Annotated in this window: 19 protein-coding genes and 1 riboswitch; of the genes, 6 read left to right on the top strand and 13 right to left on the bottom strand. The window is 53.8% G+C overall.

Annotated elements, in window-relative coordinates:
- Positions 1 to 4: 4 nt before the first annotated feature.
- A complete protein-coding gene (locus tag J4645_RS14105) occupies positions 5 to 625 on the bottom strand; it encodes a YdcF family protein (protein WP_000877516.1) in 621 nt (206 codons plus the stop codon).
- 517 nt (positions 626 to 1,142) lie between these two features.
- On the opposite strand from J4645_RS14105, the gene J4645_RS14095 reads away from it, so the two are divergent.
- Complete coding sequence (locus tag J4645_RS14095; RefSeq protein WP_001102194.1) at positions 1,143 to 1,562, top strand: DUF4751 family protein; 420 nt, start codon at positions 1,143 to 1,145, stop codon at positions 1,560 to 1,562.
- A gap of 5 nt (positions 1,563 to 1,567) precedes the next feature.
- Here J4645_RS14095 and araD read toward each other — a convergent pair whose 3' ends face one another.
- From araD to araB, 3 genes are all read right to left on the bottom strand, one after another.
- Positions 1,568 to 2,263: an L-ribulose-5-phosphate 4-epimerase gene (gene araD / locus J4645_RS14090; protein WP_000888685.1), complete on the bottom strand. Its 696-nt coding sequence runs from the start codon at positions 2,261 to 2,263 to the stop codon at positions 1,568 to 1,570.
- Positions 2,264 to 2,403: 140 nt separating this feature from the next.
- Positions 2,404 to 3,906 carry an L-arabinose isomerase gene (araA, locus tag J4645_RS14085; protein WP_000151696.1) on the bottom strand — a complete coding sequence of 501 codons (1,503 nt, stop codon included), beginning with the start codon at positions 3,904 to 3,906 and terminating at the stop codon, positions 2,404 to 2,406.
- A 10-nt stretch (positions 3,907 to 3,916) separates the two neighbouring features.
- Positions 3,917 to 5,626 (bottom strand): ribulokinase, encoded by a 1,710-nt coding sequence (gene araB / locus J4645_RS14080; protein WP_023214741.1) that lies wholly within the window; start codon positions 5,624 to 5,626, stop codon positions 3,917 to 3,919.
- Positions 5,627 to 5,966: 340 nt separating this feature from the next.
- On the opposite strand from araB, the gene araC reads away from it, so the two are divergent.
- Positions 5,967 to 6,812, top strand: a complete 846-nt coding sequence (gene araC / locus J4645_RS14075; RefSeq protein ID WP_000852387.1) for an arabinose operon transcriptional regulator AraC — start codon at positions 5,967 to 5,969, stop codon at positions 6,810 to 6,812.
- Positions 6,813 to 6,930: 118 nt separating this feature from the next.
- Positions 6,931 to 7,698, top strand: a complete 768-nt coding sequence (locus J4645_RS14070; RefSeq protein WP_001148369.1) for a DedA family protein — start codon at positions 6,931 to 6,933, stop codon at positions 7,696 to 7,698.
- Between the two features lie 38 nt (positions 7,699 to 7,736).
- On the opposite strand, the gene thiQ is transcribed toward J4645_RS14070, so the two are convergent.
- From thiQ to sgrR, 4 genes are all read right to left on the bottom strand, one after another.
- A complete protein-coding gene (thiQ, locus tag J4645_RS14065; RefSeq protein ID WP_000915970.1) occupies positions 7,737 to 8,444 on the bottom strand; it encodes a thiamine ABC transporter ATP-binding protein ThiQ in 708 nt (235 codons plus the stop codon).
- The gene (gene thiP, locus J4645_RS14060) at positions 8,428 to 10,038 is read right to left on the bottom strand and encodes a thiamine/thiamine pyrophosphate ABC transporter permease ThiP (RefSeq protein WP_023214742.1); all 1,611 of its coding nucleotides are present in this window, start codon (positions 10,036 to 10,038) and stop codon (positions 8,428 to 8,430) included. Before thiP ends, thiQ begins: the two co-directional genes overlap by 17 nt.
- On the bottom strand, positions 10,014 to 10,997 hold the full coding sequence (thiB, locus tag J4645_RS14055; protein ID WP_208208983.1) for a thiamine ABC transporter substrate binding subunit: 984 nt from the start codon (positions 10,995 to 10,997) through the stop codon (positions 10,014 to 10,016). The genes thiP and thiB overlap by 25 nt, the downstream gene beginning before the upstream one ends.
- Positions 10,998 to 11,028: 31 nt before the next feature.
- Positions 11,029 to 11,128, bottom strand: a riboswitch (TPP riboswitch).
- A 47-nt stretch (positions 11,129 to 11,175) separates the two neighbouring features.
- The gene (sgrR, locus tag J4645_RS14050) at positions 11,176 to 12,834 is read right to left on the bottom strand and encodes an HTH-type transcriptional regulator SgrR (protein ID WP_001139028.1); all 1,659 of its coding nucleotides are present in this window, start codon (positions 12,832 to 12,834) and stop codon (positions 11,176 to 11,178) included.
- Positions 12,835 to 12,926: 92 nt separating this feature from the next.
- On the opposite strand from sgrR, the gene sgrT reads away from it, so the two are divergent.
- Positions 12,927 to 13,049 (top strand): glucose uptake inhibitor SgrT, encoded by a 123-nt coding sequence (sgrT, locus tag J4645_RS14045; RefSeq protein WP_000553886.1) that lies wholly within the window; start codon positions 12,927 to 12,929, stop codon positions 13,047 to 13,049.
- Positions 13,050 to 13,334: 285 nt separating this feature from the next.
- Here sgrT and leuD read toward each other — a convergent pair whose 3' ends face one another.
- The 5 genes from leuD to leuL form a co-directional block, all read right to left on the bottom strand.
- Entirely contained in the window at positions 13,335 to 13,940 is a 606-nt protein-coding gene (gene leuD / locus J4645_RS14040) for a 3-isopropylmalate dehydratase small subunit (protein ID WP_000818267.1), read from the bottom strand.
- Between the two features lie 10 nt (positions 13,941 to 13,950).
- A complete protein-coding gene (gene leuC / locus J4645_RS14035; protein ID WP_001140632.1) occupies positions 13,951 to 15,351 on the bottom strand; it encodes a 3-isopropylmalate dehydratase large subunit in 1,401 nt (466 codons plus the stop codon).
- Positions 15,352 to 15,353: 2 nt separating this feature from the next.
- Positions 15,354 to 16,445, bottom strand: coding sequence for a 3-isopropylmalate dehydrogenase (gene leuB, locus J4645_RS14030; RefSeq protein WP_000042325.1), 1,092 nt, complete (start codon positions 16,443 to 16,445; stop codon positions 15,354 to 15,356).
- Positions 16,445 to 18,016, bottom strand: a complete 1,572-nt coding sequence (gene leuA / locus J4645_RS14025; RefSeq protein WP_000082819.1) for a 2-isopropylmalate synthase — start codon at positions 18,014 to 18,016, stop codon at positions 16,445 to 16,447. Before leuA ends, leuB begins: the two co-directional genes overlap by 1 nt.
- Before the next feature lie 88 nt (positions 18,017 to 18,104).
- Positions 18,105 to 18,191 (bottom strand): leu operon leader peptide, encoded by an 87-nt coding sequence (gene leuL, locus J4645_RS14020; RefSeq protein WP_001575587.1) that lies wholly within the window; start codon positions 18,189 to 18,191, stop codon positions 18,105 to 18,107.
- A gap of 656 nt (positions 18,192 to 18,847) precedes the next feature.
- On the opposite strand from leuL, the gene leuO reads away from it, so the two are divergent.
- Together leuO and ilvI are read left to right on the top strand one after the other, a co-directional pair.
- On the top strand, positions 18,848 to 19,792 hold the full coding sequence (leuO, locus tag J4645_RS14015) for a transcriptional regulator LeuO (RefSeq protein WP_023137254.1): 945 nt from the start codon (positions 18,848 to 18,850) through the stop codon (positions 19,790 to 19,792).
- A gap of 321 nt (positions 19,793 to 20,113) precedes the next feature.
- Complete coding sequence (ilvI, locus tag J4645_RS14010; protein WP_000425624.1) at positions 20,114 to 21,838, top strand: acetolactate synthase 3 large subunit; 1,725 nt, start codon at positions 20,114 to 20,116, stop codon at positions 21,836 to 21,838.
- Positions 21,839 to 21,840: the final 2 nt, after the last annotated feature.

Raw genomic sequence — 21,840 nt, 5'->3', positions numbered from 1 at the left:
TGTTTTAGGGGGTAATACTGTTATTTTGTACAGGCATATAACGTAAAAGCCGATATCCGCTGTAATAAAAAGTTTCTCGCAGTAAGAAGCGGGTTTGCGCCCACCAGGATTTATAGCGGGTGGATCGCGTGGGTGATGAGCGGCTATCGATACCATTATCCTGAGCGATAGTTTTCAGACGCAGCATATGCAGCGGATCGCTGACCAGTAACGCTGTGCGCCATTGTTGTTGTCGCAGTATCTGTTTTGCGTAACGAATATTTTCGCGCGTCACGGTAGAGCGCTCTTCAATAAAAATCGCCTTAGCCGGAATGCCTTTTTCCAGAACGTATTGACGGGCTATCGCCGCGTCGGAAACCGTTGCGCCAGCGCCGTAGCCGCCGGTTAATACCAACGCGCGGACAATGTGTTGTTGGTAAAGCCAGATGGCATGATCCAGTCTGGCCTGAAAAACGGGAGAAGGCGTTTTTCCGCTAACGCCTGCTCCTGCGACAATCGCGCAGTCAGCTACGCGCGTCTGGTCTTGCTGACTGAACTGATAAATAGCGATAGCGTTATTGATAAACACCGTGGCCATAATGAGAATTATGCCTGCCGCGATTCTGAGGATGTAGCGATATTTCATGGATGAGTTCGTTCCCCGTGACGGGTGTAATGAATATTTTAACGATAAAAGAACTTTTAGCGTCAGATATTTTTGCTGACGTGTATTTATCAATATAATGATGTCGGTGTAGACAGCTGATATAATTATCCTATAACTGCTAATTTTGAATCATGTTTATTTACAATTTTTATCCATAGGTTGGCTGTTTTGTGTCAAGTCTGTTTCCATACATTAAGTATTTTTCAGAATAGTGCTTGCTCGAATTTGTTACTTATTTCTCGGATTAACAAAAAAGCGATATTTTTTGTTTGTTTTAATTAATGAAAAGTGTAAGAATTTCATTTGAAACATCCGCATCGTCAGGTAGAAATATAATATTCCAATTGGCCGCTATGGTTAAATAAAAATGGATTACAGTGCGAATTCGTCGGGAACTCTCTGCATAATTTAATTTTTATTTTAGAATATAATTTTATTTTGACTTTCAGGTGCGGGTGTTTTTATCAAAATGTGTGGTATTCGGGAATTATCTTTTATGAATGTGAATATGCAGGCGTGTCCGGTAGGGAACGAACGTTATCTTTTCGTCAATACTCAACGCGCTAACCCTTCCATAAAAACCGTGAGTCGATTTTTTGAGTATAAAACATGGACAGATCAGATTTGGCGTACCGAAATTATTGAAAACGGCAATGCTTTTTTTCACTGGCAAGGACACGACAGAAAAAACGGGCATCGGGATACCATTATTAATTATCTGTTAAATGGGCAACGCTGGCAGTCAACAATTGAAGATTATATTTTCTTCCATGCGCTGGAAGGAAAAGTGTTGCAGGGACATTATGATAATATTATTGAATATGTGAGTTCTGATAATTACGTCTATCAAAGCGCATTTGCTGAATATATCACCGACCAGATTCATCAACGCGCCCCCAATGGGACGCGTTTTTAGAGGCATTACTGCCCGTAATAGGCTTTTGCGCCGTGTTTGCGTAGATAGTGTTTATCCAGCAGGGATTGCTGCATGTCGGGCAACTGCGGCGCAAGCTGGCGGCAGAAGATCCCCATATAGGCCACTTCTTCCAGCACGATGGCGTTATGCACTGCATCCTCGGCATTTTTACCCCAGGCAAACGGGCCGTGCGAATGGACAAGCACGCCGGGCATTTGAGCGGCGTCAATACCTTGTTTTTCAAAGGTTTCAACAATGACATTGCCCGTTTCCCATTCATACTCGCCATTAATTTCCGCTTCGGTCATTTTGCGAGTGCAGGGAATCGTACCGTAGAAATAGTCGGCATGGGTGGTTCCCGTCGCCGGAATCGGCTGACCCGCCTGCGCCCAGATAGTCGCGTGGCGCGAATGGGTGTGTACGATGCCGCCGATAGTCGGAAATGCCTGATATAACAAACGGTGGGTTGGCGTATCGGACGACGGTTTCTTATGACCTTCAACGACTTCACCGGTCTCCAGACTAACCACCACCATATCGTCAGCGGTCATGACGCTATAATCGACGCCGGACGGCTTAATCACCAGTACGCCGCGTTCGCGATCGACGGCGCTAACGTTACCCCAGGTGAGGGTGACCAGGTTGTGTTTTGGCAGCGCCAGATTGGCTTCCAGTACCTGGCGTTTGAGATCTTCTAACATTGTTTTCTCCCTGCCGGATGGCGCTTCGCTTATCCGGCCTACGAGCGACGGTGTGCCGGATGGCGACACTAATGCCTTATTCGGCCTACAGGACCGTAGGCCCGGTAAATGCAGTGCCGCCGGGCAATCCGTTTCACCAATTAACGTTTGAACCCGTAATACACTTCATTCCAGCGCAGCGCGTCCTTAAAGGCTGGCAGACGGGTATCGTTATCAATTACCGCGATTTCGATATCGTGTATTTCTGCGAACTGGCGCATATCGTTCAGATCCAGCGCGTGGCTGAAGACGGTATGGTGCGCGCCGCCAGCCAGAATCCACGCTTCGGAGGCGGTCGGCAGATCCGGCTGCGCCTTCCACAGCGCGTTAGCCACCGGCAGTTTCGGCAGGGAGTGCGGCGTTTTTACGGTGTCAATGCAGTTGACCAGCAGGCGATAACGATCGCCGAGGTCGATCAGGCTGGCGACGATCGCCGGGCCGGTTTGGGTATTGAAAATCAAACGCGCCGGATCTTCCTTACCGCCAATGCCGAGGTGCTGGACGTCGAGGATCGGTTTCTCTTCCACCGCGATGGACGGACACACCTCCAGCATGTGCGAGCCGAGCACCAGATCGTTGCCTTTCTCGAAGTGGTAGGTGTAATCCTCCATAAATGAGGTGCCGCCCTGCAGACCGGTTGACATCACTTTCATAATGCGAAGCAGAGCGGCGGTTTTCCAGTCGCCTTCGCCCGCAAAGCCGTAGCCCTGTTGCATCAGACGCTGTACGGCCAGACCCGGGAGTTGTTTCAGACCGTGTAAATCTTCAAAGGTAGTAGTGAATGCGTGGAAGCCGCCCTGTTCCAGGAAACGCTTCATACCGAGTTCAATACGCGCCGCTTCCCGCACGTTCTGGCGTTTATCGCCGTGGATCCGGGTGGCGGGCGTCAGGGTATAGCTGCTTTCATACTCGTCAATCAGAGCGTTGATATCGCCGTCGCCGATGGAATTCACCACCTGCACCAGATCGCCGACCGCCCAGGTATTGACCGAAAAGCCAAATTTGATTTGCGCGGCCACTTTATCACCGTCAGTCACTGCGACTTCACGCATATTGTCGCCGAAGCGGCAGACTTTTAGCTGGCGAGTATCCTGTTTAGAGACCGCCTGGCGCATCCAGGCGCCGATACGCGTATGGGCCTCTTTATCCTGCCAGTGGCCAGTGACGACCGCGTGCTGCTGGCGCATCCGCGCACCGATGAAGCCGAACTCGCGGCCGCCGTGCGCAGTCTGGTTCAGGTTCATAAAGTCCATATCGATGCTGTCCCACGGCAGGGCGGCGTTAAATTGGGTATGGAATTGCAGTAGTGGTTTGTTAAGGATACTCAGCCCGTTGATCCACATTTTGGCCGGGGAGAAGGTGTGCAGCCAGACCACCAGCCCCGCGCAGCGATCGTCATAATTGGCGTCACGACAAATGGCGGTAATCTCATCCGGCGAGGTGCCCAGCGGTTTTAATACCAGTTTACATGGCAGTTTGGCTTCGGTATTCAGCGCGTTGACCACATGCTCGGCATGTTGAGTGACCTGACGCAGGGTTTCTGCGCCATACAAATGCTGGCTGCCAATCACAAACCATACTTCATAATTATCAAAAATCGTCATTGTCGTGTCCTTAATGAGTCAGGATTGCCTGATTGGCCGGGGTCGTTGGCGCCGGCGCGGCAGTCGGAAGATAATGTTGTTCTGCACTTAGCGCCCACTGCTGGTAGCGGCGGTAAAGCTGTTCGAAGCGTTGAGCCTGTTCAGGGCGGGGGCGCAGAGTGCGTTCTACCGCGCTCGCCATGCTTTGCTGGGCGGCAGGAATATCGGCATGGACTTTCGCAGCGACGGCGGCAAAGATAGCGGCGCCTAATGCGCAGCACTGGTCGGAAGCGACGATCTGCAACGGACGATTCAGTACGTCGCAGCAGACCTGCATAATGACCTGATTTTTACGGGCGATGCCGCCAAGCGCCATCACGTTATTGACCGCGATACCCTGATCGGTAAAACACTCCTGAATGGCGCGCGCGCCGAAGGCGGTCGAGGCGACCAGACCACCAAACAGCGCTGGCGCGTCGGTGGCGAGATTGAGATCGGTAATGACGCCTTTCAGACGCTGATTAGCGTTTGGCGTGCGGCGACCGTTAAACCAGTCGAGCACCACCGGCAGGTGATCCAGGGACGGATTTTTCGCCCAGGCGTCGGTGAGCGCTGGCAGTAGCTGCTTCTGGCTGGCGTTAATCTGGGTTTTCAGTTCCGGGTGCTGCGCGGCAAGTTGCTCCAGCGGCCAGCTCAACACGCGGCTAAACCAGGCGTAGATGTCGCCGAAAGCGGACTGGCCCGCTTCCAGACCGATAAAGTTCGGCACCACGCTGCCATCAACCTGACCGCAAATGCCTTTCACGGCGCGATCCCCGACGCTCTGTTTATCCGCAATCAGAATGTCGCAGGTAGACGTGCCGATGACTTTTACCAGCGTATTGGGCTGCGCGCCCGCGCCGACCGCGCCCATGTGACAGTCGAACGCGCCGCCGGAAATCACTACGCTTTCCGGCAAGCCGAGGCGCTGCGCCCATTCGGTGCACAGGGTGCCCACGGGCAGATCGGCGGTGAAGGTTTCGCTAAATAACGGGTAGCGCAGATGACGGTTAATGCACGGATCGAGTTCATCAAAGAAGCTCGCGGGTGGCAGGCCGCCCCAGCTTTCATGCCACAGCGTTTTGTGCCCGGCGCTGCAGCGGCCACGGCGGATATCCTGCGGGCGAGTGGTGCCGGAAAGCAGCGCCGGCACCCAGTCACACAGCTCAATCCACGAGACGGCGGCCTGCGCGACGGCGCTATCCTGACGGGTGACGTGCAGAATCTTCGCCCAGAACCATTCGCTGGAGTAAATGCCGCCAATATAGCGGGAGTAGTCGACCTTGCCTGGCTTATGGCACAGACGGGTGATTTCGTCGGCCTCTTCCACGGCGGTGTGATCTTTCCACAGTACAAACATCGCATTCGGGTTCTCGGCGAACTCCGGACGCAGCGCCAGGACGTTACCGTCGGCGTCAATCGGCGCTGGCGTAGAACCGGTGCTGTCAACGCCAATGCCAACGACATTTGCGCGTTGCGCGGAGCTTAATTGTGCCAGAACGGCTTTCAGCGCGGCCTCCATTGACTCCATGTAGTCGCGCGGATGATGACGGAACTGGTTGTTCGGGCCGTCGCAATAACGGCCTTCTTGCCAGCGCGGATACCACTCTACGCTGGTGGCGATCTCGTCGCCGGTGGCGCAGTCCACTGCCAGAGCGCGCACTGAATCACTGCCAAAATCGAGGCCAATTGCAATTGCCATCGTCTTACTCCATCCAGAAAAACAGGTATGGAGAAACAGTAGAGAGTCGCGGCAAAAACCGTCAGGCAGGATTCGCTAATCTTATGGACAAAAATGCTAATGCTTTGCAAAGTGTGACGCTGTGCAAATATTCAATGTGGACATTCCAGCCATAGTTATAGACACTTCTGTTACTTAATTTTATCGCCTGAACTGTACGCTTTTGTTACAAAGCGCTTTTCACAAGCGGGGTTGATACGTGCTTTCATCAAGCGCAAAGTCTTGCGGAGACGTAAGCACTGTCGTCCTGGTCAATATGGACAATTTGTTTCTTCTCTGAACATCGGGGGGTAGATAAATCATGGCTGAAACGCAAAATGATCCGCTATTGCCGGGATATTCATTTAATGCCCATCTGGTCGCCGGGCTGACGCCGATTGAAGCGAATGGATATCTGGATTTTTTTATCGATCGTCCGTTGGGCATGAAGGGATATATTCTTAACCTGACCATCCGCGGAGAAGGCGTCATTAATAATAATGGCGAGCAGTTTGTCTGTCGGCCTGGCGATATATTATTGTTTCCGCCGGGCGAGATTCATCACTATGGACGGCATCCGGACGCCAGCGAGTGGTATCACCAGTGGGTTTATTTCCGGCCTCGCGCCTACTGGCAGGAGTGGCTGACCTGGCCGACAATCTTTGCCCAGACAGGATTTTTCCGCCCGGACGAGGCGCGCCAGCCGCATTTCAGCGAACTGTTCGGGCAGATCATCAGCGCCGGGCAAGGGGAAGGTCGCTATTCTGAGCTACTGGCGATCAATCTGCTGGAGCAGTTGTTGCTCAGACGTATGGCGGTAATTAATGAGTCGTTGCATCCGCCGATGGATAGCCGTGTGCGCGATGCCTGCCAGTATATCAGCGACCATCTGGCGGACAGCCATTTTGATATCGCCAGCGTCGCCCAGCATGTCTGCCTGTCGCCCTCCCGGTTATCGCATCTGTTCCGCCAGCAGTTAGGCATTAGCGTATTGAGTTGGCGCGAAGATCAGCGTATCAGCCAGGCGAAACTCCTGCTTAGCACCACGCGAATGCCGATAGCGACCGTTGGGCGCAATGTTGGATTTGACGATCAGCTCTATTTTTCGCGGGTATTTAAAAAATGCACCGGGGCAAGTCCTAGCGAGTTCAGGGCCGGATGTGAATAAAAAGTGAATGATGTGTCCACAAAGATGTCATAAGCCGTAACTATTCGGATAATTGACGGCTTGACGAAGGGGGGCGGGGTAAGCAGAATCCCTGCTTCATCACGCTGACGGACACACTATGCAAGCACTGCTGGAACACTTTATCACCCAATCCACTCTGTATTCGCTTATCGCCGTGTTGCTGGTAGCCTTCCTGGAATCGCTGGCGCTGGTGGGGTTGATTTTACCCGGTACGGTACTGATGGCGGGGCTGGGCGCGCTTATCGGCAGCGGCGAGCTCAATTTTTGGCATGCCTGGCTGGTGGGTATTATCGGCTGTCTGATGGGCGACTGGATTTCGTTCTGGCTGGGGTGGCGCTTTAAAAAGCCGCTACACCGCTGGTCTTTTATGAAAAAGAACAAGTCGCTGCTGGATAAAACCGAACACGCGCTGCATCAGCACAGTATGTTCACGATCCTGGTCGGACGTTTTGTCGGCCCGACGAGGCCGCTGGTGCCGATGGTGGCAGGGATGCTGGATCTTCCCGTGGCGAAATTTATTGGGCCGAACTTGATTGGCTGTTTGCTGTGGCCGCCGTTTTATTTCCTGCCGGGCATTCTGGCGGGAGCGGCAATCGATATTCCTTCCGATATGCAGAGCGGAGATTTCAAATGGCTGCTGCTGGCGACGGCGTTGCTGCTGTGGGTCGGAGGCTGGCTATGCTGGCGGCTGTGGCGCAGCGGCAAAGCGGCAGTCGATCGTTTAACCGCGTATTTCCCCCGCAGCCGTTTGCTGTATCTGGCGCCGTTGACGCTCGGGATCGGCGTGGTCGCGCTGGTGGTGCTGGTTCGCCACCCGCTGATGCCGGTATATATCGATATTCTGCGCAAAGTTGTGGGTTACTAACGATTCCTTTGCCGGATGGCAGCTTCGCCTTATCCGGCCTACAAAATATGGGATTTGATGCCCAATAGCGCTGAGGCGCTGGCTTGACCGCTTAGTAGCTCGTCTGTTTTGCCTTGCCACGCGATACGCCCGTCGGCCACGACGATTGACCGGGGCGCAATTCGCGCCGCATCTTCCACGCTGTGCGAGACCATCAACAGCGTGAGCTGTCGCTCGCGGCAGATATCGCTGACCAACGTCAGCATCTCCTGGCGCAGCGCGGGATCGAGCGCGGAGAACGGTTCATCCAGCAGCAGTACCGGCTGTTCACGTACCAGGCAGCGCGCCAGCGCTACCCGCTGACGCTGGCCGCCGGACAGTTCGCCCGGTAAACGCGTCATCAGACTCTCAATGCCCATCTGATGTGCGATAGCGTCCCGTTTTTCCCGCTGGCTGGCGTTGAGCGTTAACCCGGGGTTTAGCCCCAGACCGATATTTTGCTGCACATTCAGGTGGCTGAATAAATTATTCTCCTGAAACAGCATTGAGACCGGACGGCGTGAGGGCGGCGTAAGCGTATGATCTTCACCGGCAATCAGTAACGTACCGCTGGCAGGTGCAAGAAAACCGGCAATTAAATTCAACAACGTGCTTTTCCCCGCGCCGCTGGGGCCAAGAATCGCCACCTGCTCGCCGCGTTCTACCGCCAGCGTAAAACGCATCGGCAAATGATGGTAAAGCCAGGTGATATCAATCAGTTTTAGCATGTCGGCCCGGTAGTTTCTCTATGAGGGTAAATAACGTAAAGCAGAGCAGCAATAGTATCAGCGCGGTCACCGCGCCGTCCTGGCTGCGGTAGGAGCCGATCTGCTGATACAGATAAAACGGCAGCGTGCGGAAATTGTCATTGCCGAAAAGCGCGACGACGCCAAAATCACCGATAGAAAGTACGCAGGCAAACGCCAGCGCCTGCGCCAGCGGACGTTTCAGCGCCCGCAGTTCCACGACCTTTAACCGCGACCAGCCTTCAATTCCTAATGACTGGCACAGCATTCCATAACGGGCGGTAATATCGCGCATTGGGTTTTCCAGGACTTTTAGCGCGTAGGGGATTGCCATCAGCGCATTGGTGAAAATCACGATGCCGTCGGCGGATTCCGGTAAGCCAACGCTGCTATTGAGCAGTAAAAAGAAGCCTGTCGCCAGCACGATCCCCGGCATCGCGAGGATCAACATCCCGCTGAGTTCCAGCGTTTGTCCGGCGAATAGTTGCTGGCGTTGGCGTAGCTCGCGGCTACTCCACAGCAGCATCATGGTCAGCACCACACACAGAACGCCCGCCGCCAGCGCAATGCGTAGCGATGTCCAGACAGCCTGCCACAGAATGGGTTGCGCCAGCACCTCCGGCAGGCTGCGGTTGACGCCATCGACCACCACGGCGACCAGCGGCGGAAGCAGCAGCAGCAGCGCCAGCACGATTAATAAGGCGTCCGTCAGACGGCTGTGGAGACGATCGTCAGGATCGCGCCAACCCTGCGTCAGCGTCATCCCCGGCGCAATCGCTTTGCTCAACCGTTGGCTTAGCAGTACCAGCGCCAGGCAGCAGACCATCTGGATTAATGCCAGCATCGCCGCGCGGGCAGGATCGTAGTCATAACTGAGCGCCTGAAAGATAGCCAGTTCGATAGTGGTGGCCTGCGGGCCGCCGCCGAGCGACAGTACCGTTGCGAAACTGGCGAAGCAGAGCATAAAAATCAGCGCCGCGACGGGCGGAATTTGGCGGCGCAGCCACGGCCATTCGACAAAACGGAAAAAATGCCAGCCGCGCATACCGAGCTGGGCGGCGAGCTGGCGCTGCTCGCCGGGAATGCTTTCCAACGATTGCAGCAACAAACGGCTCGCCATTGGCAGGTTAAAAAAGACGTGCGCCAGTAAAATGCCCTGCAAGCCGTAGGGGGAGAATGTCCACTGAAGCCCCAGCATTTGCCACAGCGAGGCCAGCCAGCCCTGACGGCCATACACGCTAAGAATGCCGAACACGGCAACCAGTACCGGCAGAATCAGCGTCATGGCGCACAGACGCAGCAGCGCCAGACGCCCAGGAAAACGGCGTCGATAAAGCGCGCGGGCGAGAAAAACCGCCGGGACCACAGACAGCACTGCGGACAGAAACGCCTGCCAGAATGAGAAGCGCACCACATGCCACAGATAGCTATCCCGCCAGATTGTCGACCACGCGCCCGCCGGCGCGTTCAGCCAAAGCGCCAGAAAGGCCGCCAGCGCGACGGTTATCATCAGCGCGGCGGCGCACAGCCCCGGAATCAGCCAGCCGGGAATTAACGGCTGACGGCGCGTTGCCATTCGCTAATCCATGCCTGGCGTTGTGCTGCCACTTGTTGCGGCGTGAATTCCAGCGTTGTGGCGGGTTTGGCCAATGATTCAAACCCTGCGGGTAAGGCGACGTCCGCTACCGGGTACATCCAGTTGCCGGTGGGTATGGCGTTCTGAAACGCCGGAGAAACCATAAATTTGAGAAATTTCTCCGCCAGTTCCGGCTGCTTACTGGCGACGGTACGCGCCGCGACTTCTACCTGTAAGTAATGGCCTTCGCTGAAGTTCGCGGCGGCGTAATTGTCCTTCTTCTCTTCAATAATGTGATACGCCGGAGAGGTGGTGTAACTGAGCACTAAATCGCTTTCACCTTTCAGAAATAAACCGTAGGCCTCGCTCCAGCCTTTCGTCACCGTCTCCGTTTTGGCCGTCAGTTTTTGCCAGGCCTGCGGCGCGTTATCGCCATAGACTTTGCGCATCCACAGTAATAGCCCCAGCCCTGGCGTACTGGTACGCGGATCCTGATAAATCACCCGCCATTTTTGATCGCTCTCGACCAGTTCTTTCAGGCTTTTCGGCGGATTTTTCAGCTTACTTTTATCGTAGACAAAGGCGAAATAGCCGTAATCGAACGGCACAAATGTGTCGTTTTTCCAGCCGCCGGGCACCTTGACCGCCTCATTCGCCACGCCGCTTTTGGCAAAGAGCTTAGTTTGCGTGGCCGCTTCCAGCAGATTGTTGTCCAGCCCCAACACCACATCGGCTTTGCTGTTCTTCCCCTCCATCCGCAGGCGGTTGAGCAGCGAAACGCCATCCTCCAGCGCCACCAGTTTCAGCTCGCAGTTGCAATCGGCTTCAAACGCTTTTTTCACCGCCGGGCCTGGCCCCCAGTCGGCGGCGAACGAGTCGTAGGTATAGACGGTGAGAACGGGTTTGGCGAAAGCAGGCGCCGCGCACAGGAGTAAAAGCGGAAGATATTTTTTTAACACTTTGCACCTCAGTTAAAGAGTGGCAAAGGACTTGAGAGGTAGCCTCAAATCCCTTCGCCGGCATTATCCGGATCAGGTTCGACGGGTATTTTCTCAGCGCGCGCATGAGCGCGGCACCCCGTTGAGTTCGGCGTTAGTGTAGTGATTTTGTTGCCGGGCAGCAATTAAGAGCTGGCTTTTAAGGGTCCGGCGGCGCAAACCACGCCGATTTAAAATCAAACCAGCCGAGGGTATTCATGCGCAGCCCGCGCATACTGCGCTGTCCCTGGATAATCAGCCAGTGGTGGATCAGCGGCACAATCGCTTTGTTGGCCAGCAGTTGCTGGCACCAGTTCGCCAGGTTCATCTCGCCAGCGCGCCACTGCGCGGCGTCGTCCTGCCAGTCGCGCGGAATGCAGTTCTGCAAGAGCGGTACTTCGCACAGGTGCGCGAACAGCGAGAAATCCAGCGGCAGCGTAAAGTTAGCGCTATTGAGCCAGATATCGCTTTCGATCTCGCCGGCGTGCCATTGATCGTAGTCGATCTCCTGAATATGCAGATGCACCTGATGTTCAGCCAGAAGCGCGCTCATGATACGGGCGATAACCCGGTGCTCAATGTGTTCGCGATAGAAGGTCAGCGTGAGGGTTTCCAGCCCGGCGGGTTTTTCGCCCGGGCCTGGACGGGCGTGATGCCAGCGCGGTAAAAGCCCATAGGCCGGGAACCAGAGCTGCTGTAGCGGTTCATCGGCATGATAGAGTAAATTGGTGGGGGAGAGGACGTGGCTTACCCATTCTCGGACCTGCGGATGCGCGCCGCGCGGCGTTCTGGCGTCGAATAGCAGGTAATAGCACCCCTCTTCCAGTCGGCTTTCTATCGCTTTTTCACCGCCTTGTATCGGCCCTTCCAGCATCAATCCGCAGGCCGGTTCTTCACTGATATCCGGCAGTACCCAGACGTTCACTTCGTCTATCAACGCCCGATAGCCGAAGTAGTCATCAAAGGCGAGTATCTTGAGCTGGTTCGGCGTATTACGCCGCACGGCATAAGGCCCGGTGCCGATTGGGTGGCTGGCGAAATTAGCCAGCGTTTCCCACTCCCGCGGCAAAATCATCGCCGGGACCTGGCCCAGCAGCCACGGCAACCAGCGATCCGGCTGGGAAAGATGAATATCCAGCGTCCACGCGGTAGGGGAATCTATTTTTGTGATGTGCGAGTAAAGCGGAAGCGTATTGATACGCGTCAGCGAGGCGATGACATCTTCCATCTCCAGCTCGCGGCCATGATGAAAATGAATGCCGGGGCGCAGGTAGAAGCGCCACAGTAAAGGGGAAATTTGCTGCCAGTGGTGCGCAATGTCCGCTTCCAGTTCCCCGTTTTCCTCATTTACCCGCGTGAGCGAACTGAAAATTTGCCGGGCAATATGAGTTTCCGAGCGACGTAATGCGGTTCCCGGCAGGAGATTGTGCATCGGACGATAGTAAAGAACCCGCAGAATATGCCGCCCCTGGCGGAAGCTGCGTCCCAGATGGGAAATCAGCATTTGCCTGACAGCGCTTTTATCGCCGACCAGTTGTACCAGTTGATCGATTCGATCTTGTTCCAGCAGGTCTTCCGCCCGCTGCTGTTGCAGCGCCAGTCCGGTATACAGGAACGTCAGACGCGAACGCTTTCCGCGTCCAACTTCGGCTTCCCATGTTAGCCAACCGCGCGCCTGCATCGTATTTAGCAGCGTACGCATATGGCGACGCGAACAGTTCAGCAGATCCGCCAGCTCATTAAGCGTGGTGTCTTGCGTTTTACCGTCACAACATTGCCAGAGACGGATAAATTGTTGTTGCAGGCGACCTGAGGGCATAAAAGGGGAACTCCGATGAAAAACTCAGCAATTTTATTATCCCTATATTAGGCCAATAATATCTTTCGATGAAGCAAGAGGAAGAGGTCACTATGCACCAGTTCTGGTTGAGATATTTTGCCGCGACGGAAAAAACGTCCTGGCTGGCTTGCCTGAGCGCGCCGCAGCGCTTAAAAATGCTCGCGGAACTGATGCAGTGGGAGGCGACCGATTGAAGCCAATTGCAGACATCATGTGTGACTGAGTATTGGTGTAGGCGATAGCCTAAAATCACCCGCCAGCAGATAATACCTGCTGGCTTTTTTTATTTCGGCTGTTTCTGTGGTCACGCAGGTGGTGACCGGGCGAGTAAAAATCGTATAAAAAATGCCGGAATATCCCCGGCATGAGCGACTGATGAGTAACCCGGAGCTTGATGGCGCTACGCTTATCAGGCCTACAGAATATAATGGCAACCGGGTGATATTGCATAACCTGTAGGCCCGGTAAGGCGTGAAGGGTTACCGCATAAATGCCGGTTGTTTATTTTCGTAGGCGGCAATCGCGTCTTCGTGCTGCAGCGTCAGCCCAATGCTGTCCAGACCGTTCAACATGCAGTGGCGGCGGAAGTCGTCGATTTTAAAGCTGTAGGTCTTATCGCCTGCTTTCACCACCTGTGCTTCCAGATCCACTTCAAATTTAATGCCCGGATTGGCTTTCACCAGGGCAAACAGCTCATCGACCTGTGCGTCGCTCAGGGTTACCGGCAGCAGTTGATTATTGAAACTGTTGCCGTAGAAGATGTCGGCGAAGCTTGGCGCGATCACCACTTTAAAGCCGTAATCGGTCAACGCCCACGGCGCGTGCTCGCGTGACGAGCCGCAGCCAAAGTTTTCCCGCGCCAGCAGTATCGACGCGCCTTGATATTCCGGAAAGTTCAACACGAATTCCGGATTTGGCTGTTGGCCCTTTTCGTCCAGGAAACGCCAGTCGTTAAACAGATGGGCGCCAAAACCGGTGCGCGTAACCTTTTGCAAAAACTGTTTAGGGATAATTGCATCGGTATCGACGTTGGCGGCATCCAGTGGGACAACCAGGCCGGTATGCTGGGTAAATTTCTCTGCCATGGTAGTTTCCTTATTTGATGCTGCGAATGTCGGCGAAGTGGCCGGTAACGGCGGCAGCGGCGGCCATCGCCGGGCTGACTAAATGCGTGCGACCCCCGCGGCCCTGACGGCCTTCAAAGTTACGGTTGCTGGTGGATGCGCAGCGCTCGCCCGGGTTCAGGCGGTCATTATTCATGGCCAGGCACATGGAACAGCCCGGTAAGCGCCATTCAAATCCTGCTTCGATAAAGATCTTGTCCAGACCTTCCGCTTCCGCCTGCGCTTTCACCGGACCTGAACCCGGCACTACCAGCGCCTGCACGCCAGGCGCGACTTTGCGCCCTTTGGCGACTTCCGCCGCCGCGCGCAAATCTTCAATACGCGAATTGGTACAAGAGCCGATAAAGACTTTATCAATAGCAACGTCCGTTAACGGTACGCCCGGCTGTAAGCCCATATAAGCCAGCGCTTTTTCGGCGCTGGCGCGCTCAACCGGATCGCTAAAAGAGGCGGGATCGGGGATGATGTCGGTGACGGAAATCACCTGGCCCGGATTCGTGCCCCAGGTCACCTGCGGCGCGATCTCTTCTGCTCGCAGGGTGACGACAGTATCAAAGGTCGCGCCGTCATCGGTTTTCAGCGTTTTCCAGTACTCGACGGCTTCGTCAAAATCGCGGCCCTTCGGCGCGTGCAAACGCCCTTTTACGTAGTTAAAAGTGGTTTCATCCGGGGCGACCAGACCGGCTTTGGCGCCCATCTCAATCGCCATATTGCACAGCGTCATGCGGCCTTCCATACTCAGCGCGCGGATAGCGTCGCCGCAAAATTCAACCACGTGCCCGGTGCCGCCGGCGCTGCCGGTTTTACCGATGATCGCCAGCACGATGTCTTTGGCGGTAATGCCCGGTGCGGCGTTGCCCGTGACTTCAATCTTCATGGTTTTAGCGCGCCCCTGTTTCAGAGTTTGCGTCGCCAGTACATGTTCTACCTCAGAAGTGCCGATGCCGAAGGCCAGCGCGCCAAACGCGCCGTGGGTGGCGGTGTGGGAGTCGCCGCAGACGATGGTCATGCCCGGCAGGGTGACGCCCTGTTCCGGCCCCATCACATGGACGATGCCCTGATATGGGTGATTCAGGTCATACAGCTCGACGCCGAACTCGTTACAGTTCTTAATCAGCTCCTGCATCTGGATACGCGCCATTTCACCGGAGGCATTAATGTCTTTAGTCTGCGTCGAGACGTTGTGATCCATCGTGGCGAAGGTTTTCCCTGGCTGACGTACCGGACGATGGTGCGCGCGCAGACCGTCAAACGCCTGCGGAGAGGTGACTTCATGCACCAGGTGGCGGTCGATGTACAGCAGCGGCGTTTCGTTTGGCGCCTCAAAGACCACGTGGGCATCAAATAATTTTTCGTATAACGTTTTGGCCATGATTACACCCCTTCTGCGACATAGCGGGCGATAATATCGCCCATCTCATCGGTACTGACTGCGGCAGCGCCCCTGGCTAAATCGCCGGTGCGAACGCCCTCTTCTAATGCGCGATTGATCGCCTGTTCAATGGCCGTTGCCGCATCGTTGGCATCCAGGCTGTAGCGCAGCAGCAGCGCCAGCGACAGGATCTGCGCAATTGGATTGGCGATATTTTTCCCGGCGATATCCGGCGCGGAGCCGCCAGCCGGTTCATACAGGCCAAACCCTTGCTCGTTCAGGCTGGCGGAGGGCAACATCCCCATTGAGCCGGTGATCATGGCGCATTCGTCGGACAGAATGTCGCCGAACAGGTTAGAACACAGCAGTACGTCAAACTGCGACGGGTCTTTAATCAACTGCATGGTGGCGTTATCGATATACATGTGCGCGAGTTCCACATCGGGATACGTTTTCGCGACATCATTGACGATCTCACGCCACAGGATAGAGCTTTGCAGTACGTTGGCTTTATCAATAGAGGTGACTTTACGGCGGCGTTTACGCGCCGATTCAAAGGCGATACGGGCAATGCGCTCGATCTCAAAGCGGTGATAAACTTCGGTATCAAAGGCTTTTTCGTACTGACCGCTGCCTTCACGGCCTTTTGGCTGTCCGAAATAGATCCCGCCGGTCAGCTCGCGCACGCACAGGATATCGAAACCGTTAGCGGCGATATCGGCGCGCAACGGGCAAAATGCTTCCAGTCCCTGATACAGTTTCGCCGGACGCAGATTACTGAATAATTTGAAATGTTTGCGCAGCGGCAGCAGGGCGCCGCGCTCCGGCTGGCTTTCCGGGGGCAAATTTTCCCATTTCGGGCCGCCGACGGAGCCAAACAGAATGGCATCCGCCTGCTCGCACCCTTCAACGGTGGCTTTCGGCAGTGGATGACCATGATTGTCGATAGCAATACCGCCGACGTCATAGTGGCTGGTGGTGATACGCATATCAAAACGGCTGCGTACCGCATCCATAACTTTCAGGGCTTGCGCCATGACTTCCGGGCCGATACCGTCGCCCGGCAGTACGGCAATATGATAGTTCTTCGACATTACACGGTTTCCTTGTTGTTCTCTTTATTTTGAGCTTTGCGTTGCAATTCTTTTTCAACTTCGGCTGCGCGCCAGATATTGTTCAGTACGTGCACCATCGCTTTGGCGGAGGATTCGACGATATCCGTCGCCAGCCCGACGCCGTGGAAGCGGCGACCATGATGGTTCACGACGATATCGACCTGACCCAGCGCGTCTTTGCCCTGGCCTTTGGCGTTCAGGTCGTATTTAACCAACTCAACGTCGTAGCCAGTGATGCGGTTAATCGCCTGATAGATGGCGTCGACCGGGCCGTTGCCGTTCGCCGCCTCGGCCTTGATCTCTTCACCACAGGCCAGCTTCACGGAAGCAGTGGCGATATCGCTGGAGCCGGACTGCACGCTGAAGTAATCCAGACGGAAATGCTCTGGTTCTTCTTGCTGTTTATTAATAAACGCCAGCGCTTCCAGGTCATAGTCGAACACCTGGCCTTTTTTGTCCGCCAGCTTCAGGAACGCGTCGTACAGGTGGTCCATGTTGTAGTCTGTGTCCTTGTAACCCATCTCTTCCATGCGATGTTTCACGGCGGCACGGCCAGAGCGGGAGGTCAGGTTCAGCTGTATCTGGTTCAGACCGATGGACTCTGGCGTCATGATTTCATAGTTTTCGCGGTTCTTGAGGACGCCATCCTGGTGGATGCCGGAAGAGTGGGCGAAAGCGCCGCTGCCGACAATTGCTTTGTTGGCCGGGATCGGCATGTTACAGATCTGGCTGACGGTCTGGCTGGTGCGCCAGATTTCGTGGTGATTGATGTTGGTGTGTACGTTCATGATGTCTTTGCGCACTTTAATCGCCATGATCACTTCTTCCAGTGCGCAGTTACCGGCACGTTCTCCGATACCGTTCATCGCGCCTTCAACCTGACGCGCGCCCGCATGTACTGCCGCCAGCGAGTTGCCTACTGCTATCCCTAAATCGTCGTGGGTATGAACGGAGATGATAGCTTTGTCGATATTGGGGACACGTTCATACAGGCCGGAAATGATTCCCGCGAACTCAAACGGCATGGTATAGCCCACGGTATCGGGAATATTAATGGTTCTCGCGCCGGCGTTTATAGCGGCTTCCACCACGCGCGCCAGATCGTCAACAGGCGTCCGGCCAGCATCTTCGCAGGAGAACTCCACGTCATCAGTGTAATTACGCGCCCGCTTAACCATGTATACCGCGCGTTCGATGACCTCATCCAGCGTGCTGCGCAGCTTGGTGGCGATGTGCATTGGCGAGGTGGCGATAAAAGTATGGATGCGAAACGCGTCGGCGACCTTCAGCGCCTGTGCCGCGACGTCGATGTCTTTTTCTACACAACGCGCCAGGGCGCAAACGCGGCTGTTTTTAATGGTGCGGGCGATGGTTTGGACAGATTCAAAATCACCCGGAGAAGAGACCGGGAAGCCTACTTCCATGACATCAACACCCATGCGCTCAAGGGCCAGGGCAATCTGCAGCTTCTCTTTCGCGCTCAGGCTGGCCTGTAACGCTTGTTCGCCGTCGCGTAAGGTCGTATCAAAAATAATGACTTGCTGGCTCATGATGTGGTCCTTGTCTCCAGGGGCGCCTTGCGTCAGGCATAAAAAAACCCGCGCAACGGCGCGGGTTTTTGTTTGACTTCGAGCTGACTTAATGTTGAATGCCGCCCACCGGTCTACCGCGCACAATAAATGCGTTGAGTAGTAGTAGCCCAGTGAAACGAACGATATGTGACATTAATTCAGCTCCAGCGAATACGTTATGCTTTTAGTGGTACTGGATATGCCGTTTAATGTCAACTCTATTTTCTGTCGCCATTGCATTTTGTTGACCATATCCGGATACGTACTTTAGCTAATTGTGCTGGGCTGCGCGTCCAATAAAGGATAAAAGAACGAGTGGACATTCATACTTTTCATTGTTTGAAATATTTAGGCATTTTTGTTTGCAAATTGGTTAGGGGAATGGCCTGTTAAAGGTATGCTAAAGGTTTGGTTTATCTTTTTGATTTGTTTTGTATTTTAACAAATAACCTTGTTTACTTAATGGATAAGGATAAAGTTATTGATAAATTAATGTTAACTTTTTAGCTATTAATAATATAAACATTTAATTGAAACTTAAATGATCATTCACTTGGTGTATGATTGTGTATTCGCCATAGTTATGGTTATATTGCTTGCGTAATTTAAACATTATGAATCGCAATGGTGTGACTCAGGACACATTACGCTTGCGCTGGCATTCTATTTGTCTCTGTCAGCGTCTTTATGTTTTCCGAATTTTAACGCTTTCCCTTTTTCTTATTTTATATGCATGGTAAATCATATTTTCAGGAATTATTTCTGCCTTCAGCCAGAAAAAGGGAGTTAAGCGTGACAGTGGAGTTAAATATGCCAGAGGTCAAAACCGAAAAGCCGCATCTTTTAGATATGGGCAAACCACAGCTTCGCATGGTTGATTTGAACCTATTGACCGTGTTCGATGCGGTAATGCAAGAGCAGAATATTACGCGCGCCGCCCACACGCTGGGAATGTCGCAGCCTGCGGTTAGTAACGCCGTAGCGCGTCTGAAGGTTATGTTTAATGACGAACTTTTTGTTCGATATGGACGAGGAATTCAGCCGACTGCCCGTGCATTTCAGTTATTTGGTTCAGTCCGTCAGGCGTTGCAATTGGTGCAAAATGAATTGCCGGGATCGGGGTTTGAGCCGACCAGCAGCGAACGTGTATTCAATCTTTGCGTGTGCAGTCCGCTGGATAATATCCTGACGTCACAGATTTATAATCGTGTAGAAAAAATTGCGCCAAATATTCATGTCGTTTTTAAAGCGTCGTTGAATCAGAATACTGAGCATCAGTTACGCTATCAGGAAACCGAGTTCGTTATTAGTTATGAAGAATTCCGTCGCCCTGAGTTTACCAGCGTACCGCTATTTAAAGATGAAATGGTTTTAGTCGCCAGCCGTAAACACCCGCGTATTAGCGGCCCGCTACTGGAAGGCGATGTTTATAATGAACAACATGCGGTTGTTTCTCTCGATCGTTATGCGTCATTTAGTCAGCCGTGGTATGACACGCCGGATAAACAGTCGAGCGTGGCTTATCAGGGCATGGCGCTTATCAGCGTTCTGAATGTGGTCTCGCAGACGCATTTGGTCGCTATTGCCCCGCGCTGGCTGGTGGAAGAGTTTGCGGAGTCGCTGGAGCTGCAAATATTGCCGTTGCCTTTAAAACTGAATAGCCGGACATGCTACCTTTCCTGGCATGAAGCGGCTGGGCGTGATAAAGGGCACCAATGGATGGAAGATTTATTAGTTTCTGTTTGTAAGCGATAAAACCGGGCAGAATAAATCAGAAACAAATTCTGGTTTATTCTGCTTTTTAGCGTATATCAAAAATTTTATGCTGAATTAACGGTGAGCGATTCTTTTCGTCGCTGTGAAAAATAGATGAATTGCTGTAAGTCTGCATTTATAAGCGATTATTTATTACCTGGTGTGATTCAGACGGAGTATTTCTCCATTTCTTCTCTTCTTGCCTCCTGATTATTCTAACCTTCCCCATCTTTAGGTCATTCCACCCAATTGCCAGGCGTGATAGCGAGCGGTTAAGGTGTCCGTCAAACCGTGATGACAGGTATAAAGTGGAGGCAAGCCGTGGAGATGTTGTCTGGAGCCGAGATGGTCGTCCGATCGCTTATCGATCAAGGCGTAAAGCAGGTGTTCGGCTATCCTGGAGGCGCAGTGCTTGATATTTATGATGCGCTACATACCGTTGGAGGGATCGATCATGTGCTGGTGCGTCATGAGCAGGCCGCGGTGCATATGGCGGATGGCCTGGCGCGAGCTACTGGCGAGGTTGGCGTGGTGCTGGTGACTTCCGGACCGGGAGCGACCAATGCGATTACCGGGATTGCTACGGCCTATATGGATTCTATTCCGCTGGTGATTCTTTCCGGCCAGGTCGCCACCTCATTGATTGGCTATGATGCCTTTCAGGAGTGCGACATGGTGGGGATTTCCCGACCGGTGGTCAAACATAGCTTCCTGGTCAAACAGACGGAAGATATTCCCCAGGTGCTTAAAAAGGCCTTCTGGCTGGCGGCAAGCGGACGTCCTGGGCCGGTGGTCGTGGATTTGCCAAAAGATATTTTGAATCCGGCGAAAAAAATGCCGTATGCCTGGCCGGAAACGGTCAGTATGCGCTCTTACAATCCCACAACATCAGGTCATAAAGGACAAATTAAGCGTGCCTTGCAAACGCTGGCGTCGGCAAAAAAGCCGGTGGTCTATGTTGGGGGAGGGGCGATAAGCGCGGCCTGCTATACGCCGCTGCGCCACATCATTGAAACCTTTAACCTGCCGGTGGTCTCTTCATTAATGGGACTGGGCGCGTTTCCTGCTACTCATCGCCAGTCGTTAGGAATGCTGGGAATGCATGGCACTTATGAAGCCAATATGACCATGCATAACGCCGACGTGATTTTCGCTGTTGGCGTACGATTTGACGACCGCACGACGAATAATCTCGCTAAATATTGTCCGAACGCGACGGTATTACACATCGACATTGACCCGACGTCCATATCCAAAACGGTTAACGCTGATATCCCGGTGGTGGGCGATGCCCGCCTGGTACTGGAACAAATGCTGGAGCTACTGGCGCAGGATGCGCCGTCTCAGCCGCAGGATGATATTCGCGACTGGTGGCAGCAGATAGAGAGCTGGCGCGCCCGTCAGTGCCTGAAATATGACGCGGAAAGCGAAAGCATTAAACCCCAGGCGGTGATTGAAACCCTCTGGCGTCTGACGAAGGGCGACGCGTACGTGACGTCCGATGTAGGACAACACCAGATGTTTGCCGCTCTCTATTACCCGTTCGATAAACCACGTCGCTGGATTAATTCCGGCGGGCTCGGCACGATGGGTTTTGGCCTACCGGCTGCGCTGGGCGTTAAAATGGCCCTGCCGAAAGAAATGGTGGTCTGCGTGACCGGCGATGGCAGCATACAGATGAACATTCAGGAGCTGTCGACAGCCTTACAGTATGAACTGCCGGTACTGGTTCTGAACCTGAACAACCGTTATCTGGGGATGGTGAAACAGTGGCAGGATATGATCTATTCTGGTCGCCATTCTCAGTCTTATATGCAGTCGTTACCGGATTTTGTGCGCCTGGCGGAAGCATATGGCCATGTCGGGCTGCAGATTAACCGTCCGGATGAGCTGGAAAGTAAACTCAGCGAAGCCCTTGAGCATGTGCGTAATAACCGACTGGTGTTCGTCGATGTCACCGTTGATGGCAGCGAGCATGTCTATCCAATGCAGATTCGCGGGGGCGGGATGGACGAAATGTGGTTAAGCAAAACGGAGAGGACCTGATG

The organism is Salmonella sp. 32082101201600294FB01SM01 (assembly GCF_017572865.1).
Lineage (GTDB): Bacteria > Pseudomonadota > Gammaproteobacteria > Enterobacterales > Enterobacteriaceae > Salmonella > Salmonella enterica.
Note: the sequence above shows the minus strand (reverse complement) of the source record. Positions and strands in the feature narration are given on the sequence as shown.

What these genes read in the sequence shown, in the direction of transcription:
- J4645_RS14105 (WP_000877516.1), bottom strand. Translation starts at nt 625, where the DNA reads ATGAAATATCGCTACATCCTCAGAATCGCGGCAGGCATAATTCTCATT.
- J4645_RS14095 (WP_001102194.1), top strand. Translation starts at nt 1,143, where the DNA reads ATGAATGTGAATATGCAGGCGTGTCCGGTAGGGAACGAACGTTATCTT.
- araD (WP_000888685.1), bottom strand. Translation starts at nt 2,263, where the DNA reads ATGTTAGAAGATCTCAAACGCCAGGTACTGGAAGCCAATCTGGCGCTG.
- araA (WP_000151696.1), bottom strand. Translation starts at nt 3,906, where the DNA reads ATGACGATTTTTGATAATTATGAAGTATGGTTTGTGATTGGCAGCCAG.
- araB (WP_023214741.1), bottom strand. Translation starts at nt 5,626, where the DNA reads ATGGCAATTGCAATTGGCCTCGATTTTGGCAGTGATTCAGTGCGCGCT.
- araC (WP_000852387.1), top strand. Translation starts at nt 5,967, where the DNA reads ATGGCTGAAACGCAAAATGATCCGCTATTGCCGGGATATTCATTTAAT.
- J4645_RS14070 (WP_001148369.1), top strand. Translation starts at nt 6,931, where the DNA reads ATGCAAGCACTGCTGGAACACTTTATCACCCAATCCACTCTGTATTCG.
- thiQ (WP_000915970.1), bottom strand. Translation starts at nt 8,444, where the DNA reads ATGCTAAAACTGATTGATATCACCTGGCTTTACCATCATTTGCCGATG.
- thiP (WP_023214742.1), bottom strand. Translation starts at nt 10,038, where the DNA reads ATGGCAACGCGCCGTCAGCCGTTAATTCCCGGCTGGCTGATTCCGGGG.
- sgrR (WP_001139028.1), bottom strand. Translation starts at nt 12,834, where the DNA reads ATGCCCTCAGGTCGCCTGCAACAACAATTTATCCGTCTCTGGCAATGT.
- sgrT (WP_000553886.1), top strand. Translation starts at nt 12,927, where the DNA reads ATGCACCAGTTCTGGTTGAGATATTTTGCCGCGACGGAAAAAACGTCC.
- leuD (WP_000818267.1), bottom strand. Translation starts at nt 13,940, where the DNA reads ATGGCAGAGAAATTTACCCAGCATACCGGCCTGGTTGTCCCACTGGAT.
- leuC (WP_001140632.1), bottom strand. Translation starts at nt 15,351, where the DNA reads ATGGCCAAAACGTTATACGAAAAATTATTTGATGCCCACGTGGTCTTT.
- leuB (WP_000042325.1), bottom strand. Translation starts at nt 16,445, where the DNA reads ATGTCGAAGAACTATCATATTGCCGTACTGCCGGGCGACGGTATCGGC.
- leuA (WP_000082819.1), bottom strand. Translation starts at nt 18,016, where the DNA reads ATGAGCCAGCAAGTCATTATTTTTGATACGACCTTACGCGACGGCGAA.
- leuL (WP_001575587.1), bottom strand. Translation starts at nt 18,191, where the DNA reads ATGTCACATATCGTTCGTTTCACTGGGCTACTACTACTCAACGCATTT.
- leuO (WP_023137254.1), top strand. Translation starts at nt 18,848, where the DNA reads ATGCCAGAGGTCAAAACCGAAAAGCCGCATCTTTTAGATATGGGCAAA.